Source organism: Flavobacterium phragmitis, assembly GCF_900112575.1.
GTDB classification, from domain to species: Bacteria; Bacteroidota; Bacteroidia; order Flavobacteriales; family Flavobacteriaceae; genus Flavobacterium; species Flavobacterium phragmitis.
Window position 1 is genome coordinate 429003 of sequence record NZ_FOMH01000001.1, and the last position, 16758, is coordinate 445760.

Annotated in this window: 18 protein-coding genes; 6 read left to right on the top strand and 12 right to left on the bottom strand. The window is 33.3% G+C overall.

Annotated features, from left to right (window positions below):
• The first annotated feature begins 65 nt into the window (after positions 1–65).
• Positions 66–1295 carry a GTPase HflX gene (gene hflX / locus BM289_RS01980; RefSeq protein WP_091490449.1) on the top strand — a complete coding sequence of 410 codons (1230 nt, stop codon included), beginning with the start codon at positions 66–68 and terminating at the stop codon, positions 1293–1295.
• A gap of 179 nt (positions 1296–1474) precedes the next feature.
• Here the strand turns inward: hflX and BM289_RS01985 are convergent, their stop codons facing one another.
• The 6 genes from BM289_RS01985 to BM289_RS02010 all read right to left on the bottom strand — a co-directional run bounded on the left by BM289_RS01985 (position 1475) and on the right by BM289_RS02010 (position 5579).
• Complete coding sequence (locus BM289_RS01985; protein WP_091490451.1) at positions 1475–2425, bottom strand: DUF3078 domain-containing protein; 951 nt, start codon at positions 2423–2425, stop codon at positions 1475–1477.
• A 77-nt stretch (positions 2426–2502) separates the two neighbouring features.
• Entirely contained in the window at positions 2503–3012 is a 510-nt protein-coding gene (locus BM289_RS01990; RefSeq protein ID WP_091490452.1) for a DUF2480 family protein, read from the bottom strand.
• A 74-nt stretch (positions 3013–3086) separates the two neighbouring features.
• Entirely contained in the window at positions 3087–3410 is a 324-nt protein-coding gene (locus BM289_RS01995) for a DUF59 domain-containing protein (RefSeq protein ID WP_091490454.1), read from the bottom strand.
• A gap of 87 nt (positions 3411–3497) precedes the next feature.
• On the bottom strand, positions 3498–3923 hold the full coding sequence (locus BM289_RS02000) for a SufE family protein (RefSeq protein WP_091490455.1): 426 nt from the start codon (positions 3921–3923) through the stop codon (positions 3498–3500).
• A 2-nt stretch (positions 3924–3925) separates the two neighbouring features.
• Complete coding sequence (locus BM289_RS02005) at positions 3926–4279, bottom strand: hypothetical protein (RefSeq protein ID WP_244165302.1); 354 nt, start codon at positions 4277–4279, stop codon at positions 3926–3928.
• 85 nt (positions 4280–4364) lie between these two features.
• Positions 4365–5579: an aminotransferase class V-fold PLP-dependent enzyme gene (locus BM289_RS02010; RefSeq protein ID WP_091490458.1), complete on the bottom strand. Its 1215-nt coding sequence runs from the start codon at positions 5577–5579 to the stop codon at positions 4365–4367.
• Between the two features lie 219 nt (positions 5580–5798).
• On the opposite strand from BM289_RS02010, the gene BM289_RS02015 reads away from it, so the two are divergent.
• Together BM289_RS02015 and BM289_RS02020 are read left to right on the top strand one after the other, a co-directional pair.
• Positions 5799–7148 (top strand): serine hydrolase domain-containing protein, encoded by a 1350-nt coding sequence (locus BM289_RS02015; protein ID WP_091490460.1) that lies wholly within the window; start codon positions 5799–5801, stop codon positions 7146–7148.
• A gap of 94 nt (positions 7149–7242) precedes the next feature.
• Positions 7243–7887 carry a hypothetical protein gene (locus tag BM289_RS02020; RefSeq protein ID WP_091490462.1) on the top strand — a complete coding sequence of 215 codons (645 nt, stop codon included), beginning with the start codon at positions 7243–7245 and terminating at the stop codon, positions 7885–7887.
• A gap of 67 nt (positions 7888–7954) precedes the next feature.
• Here the strand turns inward: BM289_RS02020 and sufD are convergent, their stop codons facing one another.
• The 6 genes from sufD to BM289_RS02050 form a co-directional block, all read right to left on the bottom strand.
• Entirely contained in the window at positions 7955–9271 is a 1317-nt protein-coding gene (gene sufD / locus BM289_RS02025) for a Fe-S cluster assembly protein SufD (protein WP_091490464.1), read from the bottom strand.
• Between the two features lie 66 nt (positions 9272–9337).
• Positions 9338–10084, bottom strand: a complete 747-nt coding sequence (sufC, locus tag BM289_RS02030) for a Fe-S cluster assembly ATPase SufC (protein ID WP_008466070.1) — start codon at positions 10082–10084, stop codon at positions 9338–9340.
• A 167-nt stretch (positions 10085–10251) separates the two neighbouring features.
• Complete coding sequence (locus tag BM289_RS25775) at positions 10252–10422, bottom strand: type II toxin-antitoxin system YoeB family toxin (protein WP_317043556.1); 171 nt, start codon at positions 10420–10422, stop codon at positions 10252–10254.
• Positions 10413–10619, bottom strand: coding sequence for a DUF2683 family protein (locus tag BM289_RS02040; RefSeq protein ID WP_091490465.1), 207 nt, complete (start codon positions 10617–10619; stop codon positions 10413–10415). Before BM289_RS02040 ends, BM289_RS25775 begins: the two co-directional genes overlap by 10 nt.
• 13 nt (positions 10620–10632) lie before the next feature.
• Positions 10633–12081 carry a Fe-S cluster assembly protein SufB gene (sufB, locus tag BM289_RS02045; RefSeq protein WP_091490467.1) on the bottom strand — a complete coding sequence of 483 codons (1449 nt, stop codon included), beginning with the start codon at positions 12079–12081 and terminating at the stop codon, positions 10633–10635.
• Positions 12082–12166: 85 nt separating this feature from the next.
• The gene (locus BM289_RS02050) at positions 12167–12496 is read right to left on the bottom strand and encodes a HesB/IscA family protein (protein ID WP_091490468.1); all 330 of its coding nucleotides are present in this window, start codon (positions 12494–12496) and stop codon (positions 12167–12169) included.
• 333 nt (positions 12497–12829) lie between these two features.
• On the opposite strand from BM289_RS02050, the gene BM289_RS02055 reads away from it, so the two are divergent.
• The 3 genes from BM289_RS02055 to BM289_RS02065 all read left to right on the top strand — a co-directional run bounded on the left by BM289_RS02055 (position 12830) and on the right by BM289_RS02065 (position 16702).
• Positions 12830–13756, top strand: a complete 927-nt coding sequence (locus BM289_RS02055) for a hypothetical protein (RefSeq protein WP_091490470.1) — start codon at positions 12830–12832, stop codon at positions 13754–13756.
• A 71-nt stretch (positions 13757–13827) separates the two neighbouring features.
• Entirely contained in the window at positions 13828–14685 is an 858-nt protein-coding gene (locus BM289_RS02060) for an MBL fold metallo-hydrolase (RefSeq protein ID WP_091490472.1), read from the top strand.
• A 379-nt stretch (positions 14686–15064) separates the two neighbouring features.
• Entirely contained in the window at positions 15065–16702 is a 1638-nt protein-coding gene (locus BM289_RS02065) for a S8 family peptidase (RefSeq protein WP_091490473.1), read from the top strand.
• The last annotated feature ends 56 nt before the right edge of the window (positions 16703–16758 follow it).

Sequence of the window (16758 nt, forward strand, 5' to 3'; positions counted from 1 at the left end):
TAAAAACGAAATTGTATAATTGATTGTAGCTTACAAATCATTAAATTTGCAGCTTATTCAAGACTATGTTAGAAAAAGAAGTTATAAATTTTGAGAGAACCGTAATTGTCGGTATTGTGACTCAAAATCAAAGTGAAGAGAAACTAAATGAATATTTAGACGAATTGGAGTTTTTGACTTTTACCGCTGGAGGTGAAGTGATTAAACGCTTTTCGCAAAAAATGGAGCGCCCAAATCCAAAGACTTTTGTGGGTACAGGAAAAATTGATGACATTAATCTTTTTGTGAAAGAGAACAAAATATCGACTGTAATTTTTGATGATGAGCTTACGCCTTCTCAACAAAAAAATATTTCTAGAATTATTGATTGTAAAATTCTGGATAGAACCAATTTGATTCTAGATATTTTTGCACAGAGAGCCGAAACTTCATACGCAAGAACGCAGGTAGAATTGGCGCAATGCCAATATTTATTACCAAGACTTTCTGGTTTATGGACCCACCTTGAGCGTCAAAAAGGAGGGATTGGTATGCGTGGACCTGGAGAGACAGAGATTGAAACGGATAGACGTATTGTTCGTGACCGAATTTCACTTTTGAAAGATAAAATCAAAACGATTGATAAACAAATGAGTATTCAGAGAAGCAATCGTGGTGCAATGGTTCGTGTGGCTTTGGTTGGTTACACAAACGTTGGAAAATCGACTTTGATGAATGCAATTGGAAAAAGCGATGTTTTTGTTGAAAATAAATTGTTTGCAACTTTAGATACAACGGTTAGAAAAGTGGTGATTAAAAACCTGCCGTTTTTACTTTCGGATACGGTTGGTTTTATTCGAAAACTGCCAACTCAATTGGTAGATTCTTTTAAAAGTACATTGGATGAGGTTCGTGAAGCCGATTTACTTTTGCATGTGGTAGATATTTCGCATCCTGATTTTGAAGATCATATCGAATCTGTAAACAAGACGCTTCAGGAAATTAAAAGTAATGATAAGCCAACGATTATGGTTTTCAATAAAATTGATGCTTACAAACACCTGACCATTGATGAAGATGATTTGATTACTGAAAAAACCAGAAAACATTGGACACTTGAGGAGTGGAAACAAACTTGGATGAGTAATGTAGGAGAAGATAATGCCTTATTTATTTCAGCCAGAAATAAAGAGAATTTCGAAGAATTTAGAGAGGTAGTATACGAAGCGGTTCGCCAGATTCATATTACTCGTTTTCCTTACAATAAATTCTTGTATCCGGATTATAAAGATGCAATTGAAAAAGAAGAAGAATAAAATATAAACGGCTTTTGATAATTTTCAAAAGCCGTTTTTTTATGTTTAAAAGAAGCCTATTGTTTGAATTTAGCCCCGATGGAGGCGGTATCCTTGCTGGCCCGACGTCGGGCAAGTAAGATAAAGCCGAGAGCGGGAACTATGTTTATTAAAAAAACCTATTGTTTGGCTTCTAATTATTAAAATCCAAAATTAACGCCTAAACCAAATACTTGTCTGGTTTGAAGTCCTCTAAAAGCATTGTCATCATATATCGCTTGGAAAGCAAAATTGGCAGACAAGAATTTGTTGATTTTCATAATGATATTCAAAGAATAATTAATATCTACATTTTGAGGATCTTCTAGATAATTAGAATATAAATTAAGTGTGTTTTCTGCCGTTACATTCGTCATAATGGCTAGTTTGTAATAAACGGATGCATAAAAACCCAGTTCATAACGCATGGTTTTGCCTTCGTCAACACCAAAATAATCGCCATCAACATAAGGCAAACCGGTAAATCTATCGATACCGCTTGTATAAGCATTGTCTACAAACGTAAATTTTGAAGTTAAAGGAGCAAAATTTATTTTCAGATTTTCATCTTTTGACCAGTAAATACCAGGTCCAACAGTCAGATATCCAGGGGACATAAATTTAGTTTGTTCTGTTCTAATTTCTTTTCCATTGGCATCCTGTCCGTAAATATATCCTGTGGTAAATTGAGTCCTAAAATTTAAGAAGAAAGAGTAATACCATTCGCCAAAAGCTCTTTTTCCTACGATTGAATTGAACTCTAAACGATCATCTGTTTTTTTGCTGAAATCAGTGTTTTTGGTTTGCAATATACCATAAGAAGCCAAGACTTTGTTATCCCAAGTTACATCGTCTTTTTTATAATTGAAATCATAATTGATGCCTAAAGTTCCAGAAAAGCTATCTTCACCACCGGCAATCCAATTGTTAAAGCTGGATTGATTTAATAAAAGGGATACAGTGCCTTTTGCTTTCCAGCCTTCTTTTTCAATTGTGTCATTGAGTTTTTTTACGGCTTTTTCGGTATTTTGTGCTAATTCCTTTTCAGTATTTTGAGCTTGAACAAAAGTAAGGTTTGCTAAAACGAAGAGTAATAAAAAAATCTTTCTCATGGTATTTAGTTTAAGTGTGTTATCAAATATACTAAAAACCAATCGAAAGATAAAGGTTGACCAGCGGTTATTGCAGGTTATTTCTTAGATTGTTTGTATAAAGGTACTGCAGAACAAGCTTCCCCATACATGATGCTTCTTGCAAATTGCTGCAGATTATTTGCTGCCAAAATATAAGCACGCATTGGAACTGGTTTTCTAGAACAACCTTTTACGATTACAGGTTTGTCTGCATAAGCAGAGTAATCTATTTTACTTAGGATTTCTTCGTAAAGGCTTGCATCAAGATCTTCTATGGTTCCGTTTACAACTTTTTTAGCAAAAGGCGCTAAATGGACTCCAACTAAAATTAAAGCCCAAGCAGGAATAATAGCATCTGTACTGCAATGTACAGCAACATATTGATCTTGATATTGTGACCAATCGTGATTTTTGAGGTGTTCTCTAAAGTCTTTTTCTTTCAATAGAAATCCTTCCAAAAGCCATTGTGAAATGTCAATTTGAGTACGGATTCCTTTTGGATAATAATCCTCTAAATCAAAAACTTCTAAAGCACTATTGGCAACTTTATTGATGATTTCTTCCATTTCTTTTTAGTTTTCAGTCACAGTTTTCAGTCGCAGTTGAATACTGGGACTGAAAACTGAAAACTGTATACTTTTTAAAGCATTCCTAATTCTAATTTTGCTTCTTCGCTCATTAAATCTTTGCTCCAAGGCGGGTCGAAAGTAATTTCAACATCTACATCTTTGATGTTTTCGATTGATTTTACTTTTTCTTCTACTTCTCTTGGCAAGCTTTCTGCAACTGGACAGTTTGGTGAAGTCAGCGTCATAAGGATTTTTACTTCGTAATCTGTGTTTACCATCACGTCGTAAATTAATCCTAATTCGTAAATATCTACAGGAATCTCAGGATCGTAAATTCCTTTTAAGATTCTTACGATTGATTCTCCTAATTCGTTTGTGTCTATTTCTTGTTCCATTTTGTTATTTGTTTTTTCGCCACGAATTTCACAAATTTCCCGAATTTAAAATTAGTGCCAATTCGTGAAATTCGTGGCAAAAGAAATTTAATTTTTGTTTTTTGCATCAAAAGCCAAAGCGTACATTTTGATGTTTTTTATCATTGATACCAAACCGTTTGCACGTGTTGCTGATAAATGTTCTTTTAAACCAATTTCGTCTATAAAATCGGTATCCGCTTCCAAGATATCTTTTGCTTTTTGATTAGAAAAAGCACGAATTAAAATCGCGATTATTCCTTTGGTCAAAATAGCATCACTATCTGCTGTAAAAACAATTTTATCATTTTGTTCTTCACCTTGTAGCCAAACTTTAGACTGACAACCTTTGATTAAATTATCGTCTGTTTTATACTCTTCTTTGATTAACGGAAGTGTTTTTCCTAGTTCGATGATGTACTCATAACGTTGCATCCAATCGTCGAACATTGAAAATTCGTCTATTATTTCGTCTTGAATTTCTTTTATCGTCATAATTATTCTTTAGCAAAATCAACTAATAAATTTACTAGTTTTTCGATTTCTTTTGGCGGAAAACCATTGTCGAAACCTGCAGTTTCGTATGTTTTTCCATCTTTAGTTATTTTTAAATTTCCTATGGCTGCACCATCATAAGTTCGTTTGTCTGTTGGTGCTTTTAAGGTAGAAAGACTTTCTAAATTTACTTTTGAATATACAGAAACAATCTCGCTCCATTTTGCATCATCAATCTTGCTTTGAACAGCTTCACCGTTACGTTCTTTAACAACAGAAACAGATTTGTCATGTACTACAATACTCTTGTAATAACCTCTGGACATTGCAGAATATTCAATTTGGGTTGATGTCATATCTGCTTTTTTTTGACTGCAACATCCCGTAACAATAAAAAGTGTCAGGAGCAATAATGATACTATTCGCATATAATTTGTTTTTTTAGCTTAACATAGTTTGTGCTTTCTTAACTGCATCAACCATTGCGTCAATTTCTTCTTTTGTATTGTAAAATGAAAATGAAGCACGAATTGTTCCCGGAATACAGAAGAAATTCATAATTGGCTGTGCACAATGATGTCCAGTTCTAACTGCAATTCCTAATTTATCTATAATAGAACCAATATCGTATGGGTGGATTCCATCAATATTAAACGAAACTACAGAAGCTTTATTTTTGGTGTTTCCGTAAATTCGGATGCCTTCAATCTCGTTAAGACGTTTTGTAGCATGTTCTAACAATTCATTTTCATATTCATGGATTTTATCAAAACCAATCTCGTTTAAATAATCAATTGCAGTTCCTAAAACAATTCCACCTGCAATATTTGGCGTTCCAGCTTCAAATTTATGAGGCAGATCGGCGTAAGTTGTTTTTTCAAACGTAACTTCTTTAATCATTTCGCCACCACCCTGATAAGGAGGAAGTTTGTTCAGCCAAGTTTCTTTTCCGTAAAGAATTCCAGTTCCCGTTGGGCCGCACATTTTATGTCCTGAAAAAGCATAAAAATCGCAATCTAATTCCTGAACATCTGGTTTTAAATGCGGAACCGCCTGTGCGCCGTCAATTAAAACTGCAGCGCCAACAGCATGTGCTCTGTCGATAATATATTGGATTGGATTAATTACGCCCAATGCATTTGAAATATGATTTACAGTAACGATTTTCGTTTTATCCGAAAGTAAAGCATCGAATTCTGAAATAATTAATTCACCATTTTCATCAATTGGAATTACCTTCAAAACAGCACCAGTTTTTTCGCATAACATCTGCCAAGGCACAATGTTACTATGATGTTCCAAAGAAGAAACAACCACTTCATCACCAGGTTTTAAAATAGAAGCAAAACCATTTGCTACTAAATTGATTCCGTGTGTTGTTCCTGAAGTAAAAAGGACTTCGTGAGCAAATTTTGCGTTGATATGATCTTTTACTTTTCCGCGCGCAACCTCGTAAGCATCAGTTGCTAATTGGCTTAAAGTGTGAACGCCACGATGAATATTGGCATTGATTTCGTTATAATATTTTACTTCTGCATCAATTACAACTTGTGGTTTTTGTGAAGTAGCTCCGTTGTCGAAATATACTAATGGTTTTCCGTTTACAGTTTGTGAAAGTATTGGGAAATCAGCTCTTATTTTTTGAATATCTAGCATGTCTTATTTAGAAAAAATCTATCTACAAAAGTACTAAAACTAAATTTGTTTATACAGGAATTCTATAATTTCCTTTTATGATGCGATTGTCAGATGTTGTAAATGCTGATTTGGTAAAAATCGATTCTATTTTCTGAATTATCTCAAACAGATTTGTTATTTCGGTTCTAAAATCGTGAACATAAATTATTTATATTGCAATAAAAATACTAACATATCATGAAAAAATTTCTCAAACTATTCCTGCTTGTAGTGGTTCTCGCTTTTTTGTATTTCGGATTTACGACCTATCCAAAGCTTGATTTGATTTCGGGCTTCTCTGCCAAAAGTGTTGCATCTGGACATTTTATAGACAATCGTCCGCTAGATTTAATTGAAAAAACCGACAATGATATCGATATGATTGATTTGGCTAAAAATTCAATCGATGATGCTGGAAAATTTGCCATTTCTTCTGTTTACGGATTGAAAGAAAGAAAAGCGATTTACAGAGAAGGTTTAGGCGCTTTATTGATTAATGATGATTATGATGTTTCAAAACCGTACTTGCTTCCAAAGAGAACAAAATTGGTTAATGATCTTCCTTTTCCGTATGGAAATAATGAACCAAAAGATACCGCTTTCGCGAATGTGGATTACGCAAAATTAAAAAAGGCAATTGATGATTCATTCGATAAAAATGGGGGAAAAGCAAAACGCACACGTGCCGTTGTCGTTTTATACAAAGACAAATTAATCGGCGAGAAATATGATACTGGATTTAATAAAGACAGTAAAATTTTGGGTTGGTCAATGACAAAAAGTATTACGAGTTCGGCTTTTGGAGTTTTGGCAAAACAAGGGAAAATTGATATTTACAAACCTGCTCCAATCAAAGAATGGCAAAATGACGAACGCAAAAATATTACCATAAACGATTTGCTTCACATGAATTCCGGTTTAGAATGGGAAGAGAATTACAGTACAATCTGCGATGCTACACAAATGCTTTTCCAGGCTGAAGATATGGGAAAAGTACAAATGGATAAACCAGCGAAATACAAACCAAACACACATTGGTATTATTCATCAGGGACGACAAATTTATTATCACGAATTTTAAGAGGCCAATTTAAAACACAACAAGAATACCTAGATTTTTGGTACAGCGCCGTAATCGACAAAATCGGAATGAACTCAATGATTGTCGAGCAGGACATGTCGGGAACTTTCGTAGGTTCATCTTATGGATGGGCAACACCACGCGATTGGTCAAAATTTGGATTATTATACTTAAGAAAAGGAAATTGGAAAGGGGAACAGATTTTGGATGAAAGTTGGGTAAAATACACAGCAACACCAACAAATACTTCTGATGGAAAATATGGAGCGCAGTTCTGGCTAAACGCAGGAGGAAAATTCCCAGATGTTCCTCGTGATATGTTTTATTGTAGTGGATATCAAGGTCAAATGGTGGCGATTATTCCATCAAAAGATATGGTAATCGTGAGAATGGGAGTGAGAGAAGAAGAACCTGGATTTGATTTTAATGGGTTTTTGAAGGGGATAATTTCTTCTGTAAAAAAATAAAATTTAACCGCAAAGACGCTAAGTAAAAATCGCAAAGTTCGCAAAGTTTTGTAATAAACCTTTGCGAACTATAACTAAAAATAAGATTCAACTAATGAAAAAAATAATTGATGGAAAAATAAATCCTGCTGAATATGGTAATGCATCATGTAAAATTCTATGGATTTTAAAAGAAGCAAACATTTCCGCTGAAGATAAAGAAAAGGAAATTGATGTATGTGAAGGATTTCGTAATGATTGGCATAAAAAAAATGCTTTATCGACTCCAACATTTCGAAAAATAATTTATGCGACATATGGTATTTTAAATCCAAATGTTGAATGGGAAAATGTACCATATGCAAATCAAGAAGCTTATGAAGTGATTAAAAAAATTGCATATATAAACATCAATAAGTTTCCTGCTAATGCTTCCTCAAATGATTGGGAAATTAAAAAAGCATACGATGAAGGAAAGGATGAGCTTTTAAAACAAATTGAAGATTTGAATCCCAATGTGATAATATTTGGCAACACATTAAAGTATTTTGAAGAAGAAGATTTAGCAAGAATAAATTGGGATATTACAAATACAGAAAAAAAATACGCTGATAACAATACTAATAATACAGCTTTTTATATAATCTCTTCAGATAAATTATGTATTAATGCATATCATCCCTCGTATCCTATGATAGTAGATAAAACATATTGGCATGAAATTAGGAACGCATATAAAATTTGGAAATTAAATAAGTAAATAAAAAAATTCAAAAACCGATAAACTTTTAAAGCTTATCGGTTTTTGAATTTTATAATAGAATTTATTACAAATCAAATCCTAAATTCACGCCCAACTTCATAGCAATGATTTTAGTTATTCTTTGTTTTAATTCTGGTATTTTAATGCTTTCGATAACGGCATTTGAGAATGCGTACATCAATAAAGCTTTAGCTTCTTTTTTCGGGATTCCGCGTGACTGCATGTAGAACATTGCTGTTTCATCAAGCTGTCCAACAGTACATCCGTGAGAACATTTTACGTCATCAGCAAAAATTTCCAATTGAGGTTTTGCATTGATAGTCGCTTTGTCACTCAATAAAATGTTGTTGCTTTTTTGGAAAGCATTTGTTTTCTGAGCTTCTTTCTCAACCAAAACTTTTCCGTTGAAAACTCCAGTCGAACGATCAGAGAAAATACCTTTATAATCTTGGAAACTCTCGCAGTTTGGCTGTGCGTGGTTTACCAAAGTATAATGATCAACGTGTTGTTTGTCATTCAAGATAGAAATTCCGTTAAGCGTGCTCGTTAATCTTTCTCCGAAATGGTAAAAGTTTAAGTTGTTGCGAGTTAAATTTCCTCCAAATGAGAAAGTATGAACAGAAGCATGACTTTCTTGCTGTTGAGATACATAAGTATTGTCAACTAAGTTTGCTTCGCTGTTGTCATTTTGAATTTTGTAATAATCAACAATCGCACGTTTTTGAGCAAAAATCTCTGTAACTGAATTGGTTAAAACCGGATTTTCATTCAAACTTTGGTGACGCTCAATAATTTGAACATGTGAATTTTCACCCACAATAACCAAATTTCTTGGCTGAACCATTAAAGCCGATTCGTTTCCAGTTGAGAAATACATGATCTCGATTGGTTTGTCAGCTACTTTTTTCTTTGGGATATTGATAAACGCACCTTCAATTGCAAAAGCAGTATTCAATGAAGTCAAACTGTCATCTTTACTTGCAATTTGATTAAAGTACGTATCAATAACCATTTTATATTTTGGTTTGGTCAATGCCGATGACATTAAGCAAACATCGATTCCGTCATGCGTTGTAGAAGACAAATGCGAACTGAAAACGCCATCAATAAATACTAATTTGTATGTATCAATTTCGTGTAAAAAGTATTTTTTTACCTGATTAAATTCGATTGCATTTTCCTGCTTTGGAAAAACCGTAAAGTCATTTTTTAAGATGGCATTTAGCGATGTATATTTCCAAGCTTCTTCTTTTTTGGTTGGGAAACCTTTATTTTCGAAGTTTTTTAAAGCATTTGTGCGTATGTCATGTAAATCTGAATGTACATCGACACGCTCTTCAAAAGCCATAAAAGACGATACTAATTTTTCTTTTAAATCCATTTCTTTAGTTGTAAGTTATGAGTTATGAGTTATGAGTTTTTGCAAACTGTAAACTGTAACTGTAAACTAGTTTTCTGCTTTGATCCAATCGTATCCTTTTTCTTCTAATTCGTAAGCTAATTCTTTTCCACCAGATTTTACGATTCTACCGTTATAAAGAACGTGAACGAAATCAGGAACGATATAGTCTAATAAACGTTGATAGTGTGTAATTACGATAATAGCGTTTTTGTCGCTTTTTAATTTGTTTACACCATTTGCAACGATTCTTAAAGCATCGATATCAAGACCAGAATCGGTTTCGTCAAGGATAGCTAATTTTGGCTCTAACATTGCCATTTGGAAAATCTCGTTTCTTTTTTTCTCTCCTCCAGAAAAACCTTCATTAAGAGAACGAGAAAGAAATTTACGGTCGATTTCTAACAATTCCGATTTCTCACGAATTACTTTCAACATTTCGTTAGCTGGCATTTCTTCTTGTCCGTTTGCTTTACGAGTTTCGTTGATAGCCGTTTTCATGAAATTAGTAACGCTAACTCCAGGAATTTCTACCGGATATTGAAAAGAAAGGAAAACACCTTTATGTGCTCTCTCTTCAGGAGCTAAATCAGCAAGATCTTCTCCGTCAAGGATAACTTCACCATCTGTTACTTCATAGTTTTCGTTTCCTGCAATAACAGCAGAAAGCGTACTTTTTCCAGAACCGTTTGGTCCCATGATAGCGTGAACTTCTCCAGCTTTAACTTCTATATTAATTCCTTTAAGGATTTCTTTATCACCAATCGCGGCGTGAAGGTTTTTTATTGATAACATCTTATTTATTTGAAAATTTAGATAATTTGAAATTCGAAAATTTCAAGATTGCTATTTTTTTATTTTTATTCGTAATGTCCTTTTAATGAAAGGATATTTAATATTTCTATTGTGTCTTCGTCAATAATCTCGTAAATTAATCTATGCTCTCTGTCAATTCTTCTGGATCATACTCCCGATAAATTATACTTCAATTGTTCTGGTTTTCCAATTCCATCGAAAGGATGAAGTTGAATATCTTCGACTAAAGCATTAATTTTTCTTAAGATGTTTTTATTTCCAGATTTGACCCAAAAATCTAAATCTTTTTTGGCTTTTGGAGTAAAAATTACTTGCATAAATCCCGTAATTCTTCCATTGTCATTTTTATGCCCCTACCTTCCTTTATATCTTTTTGCCCTTGTAAAATCTCTTTTACAAACTCAGGATTGTATGGTTTTTCATTTTCTTCGACAATTTCGAAACCAAGAGATTTTGCCAGTGATTGAAAAACTGGAAAATCTTTTTTCTTTACATTTTTTAAGATTAGATCCATACTATTATTTTTATTATCCTACAGAACCTTCTAAAGAAATCTCTAATAATTTTTGAGCCTCAACAGCAAATTCCATTGGAAGTTTGTTCAAGACATCTTTACTGAAACCATTTACAATTAAGGCAATCGCTTTTTCAGTCGGAATACCTCTTTGGTTGCAATAGAAAACCTGATCTTCTCCAATTTTACTTGTAGTTGCTTCGTGCTCGATTTTTGCAGATGGATTTTTACTTTCGATGTATGGGAAAGTATGAGCTCCACAGTTATTACCCATTAATAAAGAATCACACTGAGAAAAGTTTCTAGCGTTCTCAGCTCTTGGAGAAATCTGCACTAAACCACGGTAACTGTTTTGTGATTTTCCAGCCGAAATACCTTTAGAAATAATAGTCGATTTAGTATTTTTTCCTAAATGGATCATTTTTGTTCCAGTATCCGCTTGTTGAAAATTATTGGTAACAGCAATCGAATAAAATTCTCCTACTGAATTATCTCCTTTTAATACACAAGAAGGATATTTCCAAGTTACAGCAGAACCAGTTTCAACTTGTGTCCATGAAATTTTAGCGTTTGTTTCGCATAAACCTCTTTTGGTTACAAAGTTGTAAACCCCACCTTTTCCTTCTTTATTTCCAGGGAACCAGTTTTGAACTGTAGAATATTTAATTTCAGCATCATCCAAAGCGATTAATTCAACCACAGCAGCGTGTAATTGGTTTTCATCACGGCTTGGAGCTGTACATCCTTCAAGGTATGAAACGTAGCTTCCTTCATCAGCAATAACTAGCGTTCTTTCAAATTGTCCGGTTCCTGCTTGATTAATTCTGAAATAAGTTGAAAGTTCCATTGGGCATTTAACGCCTTTTGGAATATAACAGAAACTTCCGTCAGAGAAAACTGCTGAGTTTAATGCTGCGTAGAAGTTGTCTTTTTGAGGTACAACGGTTCCTAAATATTTTTTTACTAATTCAGGATGTTCTTTGATAGCTTCAGAAATCGGGCAGAAAATAATTCCTTTTTCAGCCAAAGTTTTTTTGAAAGTTGTTGCTACCGAAACAGAATCGACAACAATATCCATTGCGATATTGTTCATCTTTTTTTGTTCGTCGATAGAAATTCCCAGTTTTTTGTACATCTCTAATAACTCTGGATCAACATCATCTAAAGTTTTATTAGGATCTACTTGTTTTGGAGCAGAATAGTAAGAGATAGCCTGAAAGTCTGGTTTTTCGTATTGTACGTTTGCCCATTCTGGTTCAATCATTTCTTTCCAAGCGCGGAAAGCCTCGATGCGCCATTCGGTCATCCATTCAGGTTCTTCTTTTTTAAGAGAAATAGCTCTTACAATCTCTTCGTTTAAGCCAATAGGGAAAGTTTCAGATTCTATATTGGTATAAAATCCGTATTCATATTCTTTAGTTTCCAGTTCGATTTTTAAATCGTCTTCGGTGTATTTGCTCATTATTTTGTTTATTGTCTAAAGTTTTGAAGTCTAAAATTAAAAAGTCAATTCAAGTCGTTATGACTTTATAACTTTCAGCTTTTGACTAAAGAGAGAATGACTCTCCACATCCGCAAGTTCTGCTTGCATTTGGATTATTGAAAACAAATCCTTTTCCGTTTAATCCGCCAGAGAATTCTAAAATTGTTCCAGCTAGATAAAGAAAAGATTTTTTTTCGACAGCAATAGATATATCGTTGTCTACGAATACTTTATCGTCTTCGTTTTTGGTTTTATCAAATTTTAATTCATATGATAAACCAGAGCATCCGCCGCTTTTAACACCAACTCTTACGTAGTCGTGCGCAGCATCAAAACCGTCGTCTTTCATTAAGTCGATGATTTTCTTTTTGGCAGTATCAGAAACTTTTATCATTGTTCTTAGATGTTTATTTTTTAATGAGCATTTTGCAGCTGTAATGAATTTAGTACAGATTTAAAACGCTAATTTTCAATGTTAAATAGAAATTGTCTGCAAAGATACGACTTAAAAACCTTTTTCCATAACGGTTCACATTATTATAACAAATGTTAAAATAGATATTACTTATTTTGGCAAAATCCAGTCTCTAAAAAACGTCTAAAATTAGAATTCGGCAATTTTTTTATTTTAAGCTGCAAATATCGTTTGTAAATGTTAAAAAACAAGTATTTATACTCATTACAAGGAAAATTTAATTGGTACTTTTGCAAAAAATTGTGAATAATTATGAAAAAACAAAATAAAATTGCTTGGTACAAACCTTTATTCATATTAATTTTTGTTTTGGGATTGGGAGCATGCGTATTAGTTTTTAGTAATGAGGCTGAGTATAACGAAAATCTATCTAGAGAAACTGGCGTAGTAGAAGAATTCTTATATGAAAATAAAGAAACAAAGGAACAAAAGAATATTTTAGATTCGTTAATTACATTAAAAGCGGCTTATGATATTGCAATCCAAGAAAAAACGGCTTTATCTGAGCAATTAGAATTGGAACGAAGAAATGTAGAGAATTTAATGGAAATCATTAAAACGTCTCAAAATCCTTCATCAGCACAGCTTAAAGTATTTCGATCACAACTTTCAGATTCGAAATTGGCATTAGAAAATAAGATAGTAGAGATTAAAAAACTGAAATCTCAGAATAAAAATTTGTTGACAGAAATTGAAAGCCAAAATGTTGTCATGTACAAGCAAAAGGCTGAAAATGATACTTTAATTTTAAAACAAAAGAAACTGGAATCGACATTGAAAGATGCATCGAAACTTTCTTTGAGTGCTTTTAAAGTTATTGCGCTTCGTGAAAAAAACTCTGGCGCAGAATTGGAAACAAATAAAGCTAAAAACACGAAAAAACTAAAAGCTAGTTTTACGGTTAACGGAAATGCAGTGGCCAAAACGGGTAGAAAAGTTTTTTATATTCAGGTTTTAGACCAAAAAAATACAGTTTTAGGAGACAATAAATTGATTGAGTTCGGAAATGATAAGGCTTTGGTTTATAGTTTTATTGTTAGTACAGACTTTCAAGGTAAGTCGGTTAATGTGTACGGCGTTCTAAATGCAAATGAAATTCCGTTTAAAAAAGGAACTTATTTTGTCAATTTCTTTGACAAGCAGGAAATAATGGGAAGTGCTTCAATCACATTAGAGTAATAGTTTTAATACTTATTTGTAGTAAAAGGAGTTTGTATTTCCTAGCTTTGTTCTTTTAGAAAATCTTACTCATGAAACTTTACCCAATCGAATCTGGAAATTTTAAATTAGACGGAGGTGCTATGTTTGGTGTGGTTCCGAAAACCATTTGGAATAAAACAAATCCTGCCGATGCTAATAATTTAATTGATATTGCTGCACGCTGTTTATTAATTGAAGATGGAAATCGTTTAATTTTAATTGATACCGGAATGGGCGATAAACAATCGGAGAAATTCTTCGGGTATTATTCGCTTTGGGGATCACATACCTTAGATAAATCGTTGGCAAAACATGGTTTTCATCGCGACGATATTACAGATGTTTTTATGACACACCTGCATTTTGATCATTGCGGAGGAAGTGTACAATGGAATGCTGATAAAACTGGTTATGAACCTGCTTTTAAAAATGCAAAATTCTGGACAAATGAAAACCATTGGGAATGGGCAACAAAACCTAATGCTCGTGAAAAAGCTTCTTTTTTGTCTGAAAATATTCTGCCAATGCAGGAAAGCGGACAGCTCAATTTTATTGCAAGACCAGAATCTGATTTTGGGTTTTCGGCAGCATTGGGTTTTGACATCTATTACGTTGATGGTCATACCGAAAAGCAAATGATTCCGTATATTAAGTATCAGGATAAAACGATTGTCTTTTGTGCCGATTTATTGGCTACAGCTGGACATATTCCGCTTCCTTATGTTATGGGATATGATACAAGACCTTTGCTGACAATGCCAGAAAAATCAAAATTTTTGAATTTGGCTGCAGATCAAAATCATTATTTGTTTTTAGAACATGATGCGCACAATCAAATCATTACAGTTGAACATACTGAAAAAGGCGTTCGATTGAAAGAAGTTTTTACCTGCGAAGAAATCCTTTAAATAGAAAATAAAAAATCCCATTTTCAACTTAATGAAAATGGGATTTTTAGTTTAACAAATTATAATTATTCTAAAATTATTTTTTTTTCGCAGAAGTGGCATCTCCATTGATTAAATGTATATAGTAAATTCCTTTTTATGAACATGCAAAGATTTATTGGTTATTTTTTATACACTTTGTAATGTTGAAATTCTTTTCAAAAAAGTTCTTCCATTTAGATTTTTAACTGTTTAATTGTTTGTTTTTTAGTTATTTGTGTTGTAGTGATTTGATTATAATTTCATCAAAATTTCATAACACATTGTTAATGGTTAGCTTTTTGTAACAAAAAAGCATAATTTAGACCCATCTTTTAACTTTACAATTATTTATAAATAGATGAGTCATATAAAACCTATTAAATTATCTGCTTTTGCATTACTTGTATTAGCAGGCTGTAGTGCAAGTTTGCAAGCACAAAAATCAGCGCCAAAACAACCAATCGTTGCTCCTTTGGCAGTGGTGAAAAAAGCACCAGTTAGTGAAAATGAATTAAAAAGATGGAGTCATTTAGATTTAGTAAAAGATTCTATTCCGGGAATGAGTGTTGACAGAGCTTGGGCTGAATTACTTCAAGGTAAAAAAGGACAGAAAGTTATTGTAGGTATTGTAGATTCTGGGGTAGATATTGAGCACGAAGATCTTCAGGGGATGATCTGGACTAATACTAAAGAAATTCCTGGCAATGGAATCGATGACGATAAAAACGGATTTATCGATGATATCCACGGATGGAACTTTCTTGGAAACGCGGTTAACGAAAATCTGGAAATGACTCGTATCGTTAAAAAAGGCGATGACGGTTCTGCTCAGTATAAAGCAGCTTTAGCACAATATAATGAAAAATACGAAGAGGCGTTGAAGGATAAAGAACAAGTAGATTTTTTACTTGATGTTCATAATACAATCAAAAAAGAACTGAATAAAGCAGACTATAAATCAGAAGATTTAAGTAAAATTACTTCAGCAGATCCAAAAGTTTTAGAATGTAAAAGAATCATGACTCAGATTTTCACAAATGCTGGGCCAACTTTTGATCCAGAAGCTGATTTTGGAGAATATAAAGAGCAAGTTTACGATCAATTAAACTATAACTTAAACAAAGAGTTTGACGGAAGAAAAATCGTAGGTGATAATCCGGAAGACATTAAAGATGCTCATTACGGAAACAATATCGTTTTTGGTCCAGATAAAGAAAAAGCGCTTCACGGAACTCACGTTGCTGGAATTATTGCGCAAATTCGCGGGAATAATTTAGGTGGAGACGGAGTAGCTTCGCCAAATGTAGAAATCCTGACAGTTAGAGCTGTGCCGGATGGGGATGAGTATGATAAAGATATTGCTTTAGCAATTCGTTATGCAGTAGATAATGGGGCGAAAGTAATCAACGGAAGTTTTGGAAAAAGCTTTTCTCCGCACAAACAATGGGTTTACGATGCTATTAAATATGCAGCTAAAAAAGACGTTTTAATTGTTCATGCTGCAGGAAACGATGGTTATAATATTGATGAAGCAAAAAACATCAATTATCCAAACGACTCTGAAGACAACGTAAAAGAATTTGCAGACAATTTAATTACTATTGGAGCAATTAATAAAGAATATGGAGAAAATGTAATCGCACCATTTTCAAACTTCGGAAAAATAAATGTAGACGTTTTTGCCCCAGGAGAAGAAATCTATGCAACAGTTCCAAACAACAAATACAAATATTTGCAAGGAACTTCAATGGCATCTCCAAACGCGGCAGGTGTAGCGGCGTTAATTCGTTCTTACTATCCAAAATTAAAAGCGGCTCAAGTTAAAAAGATTTTAATGGATTCTGGTGTGGCACTTCCTTCTAAAGTTGTTTTAGGAAAAAGTGAAAATCCGGGAGAAAAACCAGCAGCTGTTTCCTCTGTAGAATCATCAAAAACTGCGAAGATGGTAAACGCTTATAATGCTTTATTAATGGCAGAAAAAATGTCTAAAAAGTAAACATAAATACACTATTAATTTAATGGAAGAGTTCGCACTCTTCCATTTTCTATACA

Excerpts from the sequence above, each read along its gene's own strand:
- hflX (WP_091490449.1), top strand. The coding sequence starts at position 66 with ATGTTAGAAAAAGAAGTTATAAATTTTGAGAGAACCGTAATTGTCGGT.
- BM289_RS01985 (WP_091490451.1), bottom strand. The coding sequence starts at position 2,425 with ATGAGAAAGATTTTTTTATTACTCTTCGTTTTAGCAAACCTTACTTTT.
- BM289_RS01990 (WP_091490452.1), bottom strand. The coding sequence starts at position 3,012 with ATGGAAGAAATCATCAATAAAGTTGCCAATAGTGCTTTAGAAGTTTTT.
- BM289_RS01995 (WP_091490454.1), bottom strand. The coding sequence starts at position 3,410 with ATGGAACAAGAAATAGACACAAACGAATTAGGAGAATCAATCGTAAGA.
- BM289_RS02000 (WP_091490455.1), bottom strand. The coding sequence starts at position 3,923 with ATGACGATAAAAGAAATTCAAGACGAAATAATAGACGAATTTTCAATG.
- BM289_RS02005 (WP_244165302.1), bottom strand. The coding sequence starts at position 4,279 with ATGACATCAACCCAAATTGAATATTCTGCAATGTCCAGAGGTTATTAC.
- BM289_RS02010 (WP_091490458.1), bottom strand. The coding sequence starts at position 5,579 with ATGCTAGATATTCAAAAAATAAGAGCTGATTTCCCAATACTTTCACAA.
- BM289_RS02015 (WP_091490460.1), top strand. The coding sequence starts at position 5,799 with ATGAAAAAATTTCTCAAACTATTCCTGCTTGTAGTGGTTCTCGCTTTT.
- BM289_RS02020 (WP_091490462.1), top strand. The coding sequence starts at position 7,243 with ATGAAAAAAATAATTGATGGAAAAATAAATCCTGCTGAATATGGTAAT.
- sufD (WP_091490464.1), bottom strand. The coding sequence starts at position 9,271 with ATGGATTTAAAAGAAAAATTAGTATCGTCTTTTATGGCTTTTGAAGAG.
- sufC (WP_008466070.1), bottom strand. The coding sequence starts at position 10,084 with ATGTTATCAATAAAAAACCTTCACGCCGCGATTGGTGATAAAGAAATC.
- BM289_RS25775 (WP_317043556.1), bottom strand. The coding sequence starts at position 10,422 with ATGCAAGTAATTTTTACTCCAAAAGCCAAAAAAGATTTAGATTTTTGG.
- BM289_RS02040 (WP_091490465.1), bottom strand. The coding sequence starts at position 10,619 with ATGGATCTAATCTTAAAAAATGTAAAGAAAAAAGATTTTCCAGTTTTT.
- sufB (WP_091490467.1), bottom strand. The coding sequence starts at position 12,081 with ATGAGCAAATACACCGAAGACGATTTAAAAATCGAACTGGAAACTAAA.
- BM289_RS02050 (WP_091490468.1), bottom strand. The coding sequence starts at position 12,496 with ATGATAAAAGTTTCTGATACTGCCAAAAAGAAAATCATCGACTTAATG.
- BM289_RS02055 (WP_091490470.1), top strand. The coding sequence starts at position 12,830 with ATGAAAAAACAAAATAAAATTGCTTGGTACAAACCTTTATTCATATTA.
- BM289_RS02060 (WP_091490472.1), top strand. The coding sequence starts at position 13,828 with ATGAAACTTTACCCAATCGAATCTGGAAATTTTAAATTAGACGGAGGT.
- BM289_RS02065 (WP_091490473.1), top strand. The coding sequence starts at position 15,065 with ATGAGTCATATAAAACCTATTAAATTATCTGCTTTTGCATTACTTGTA.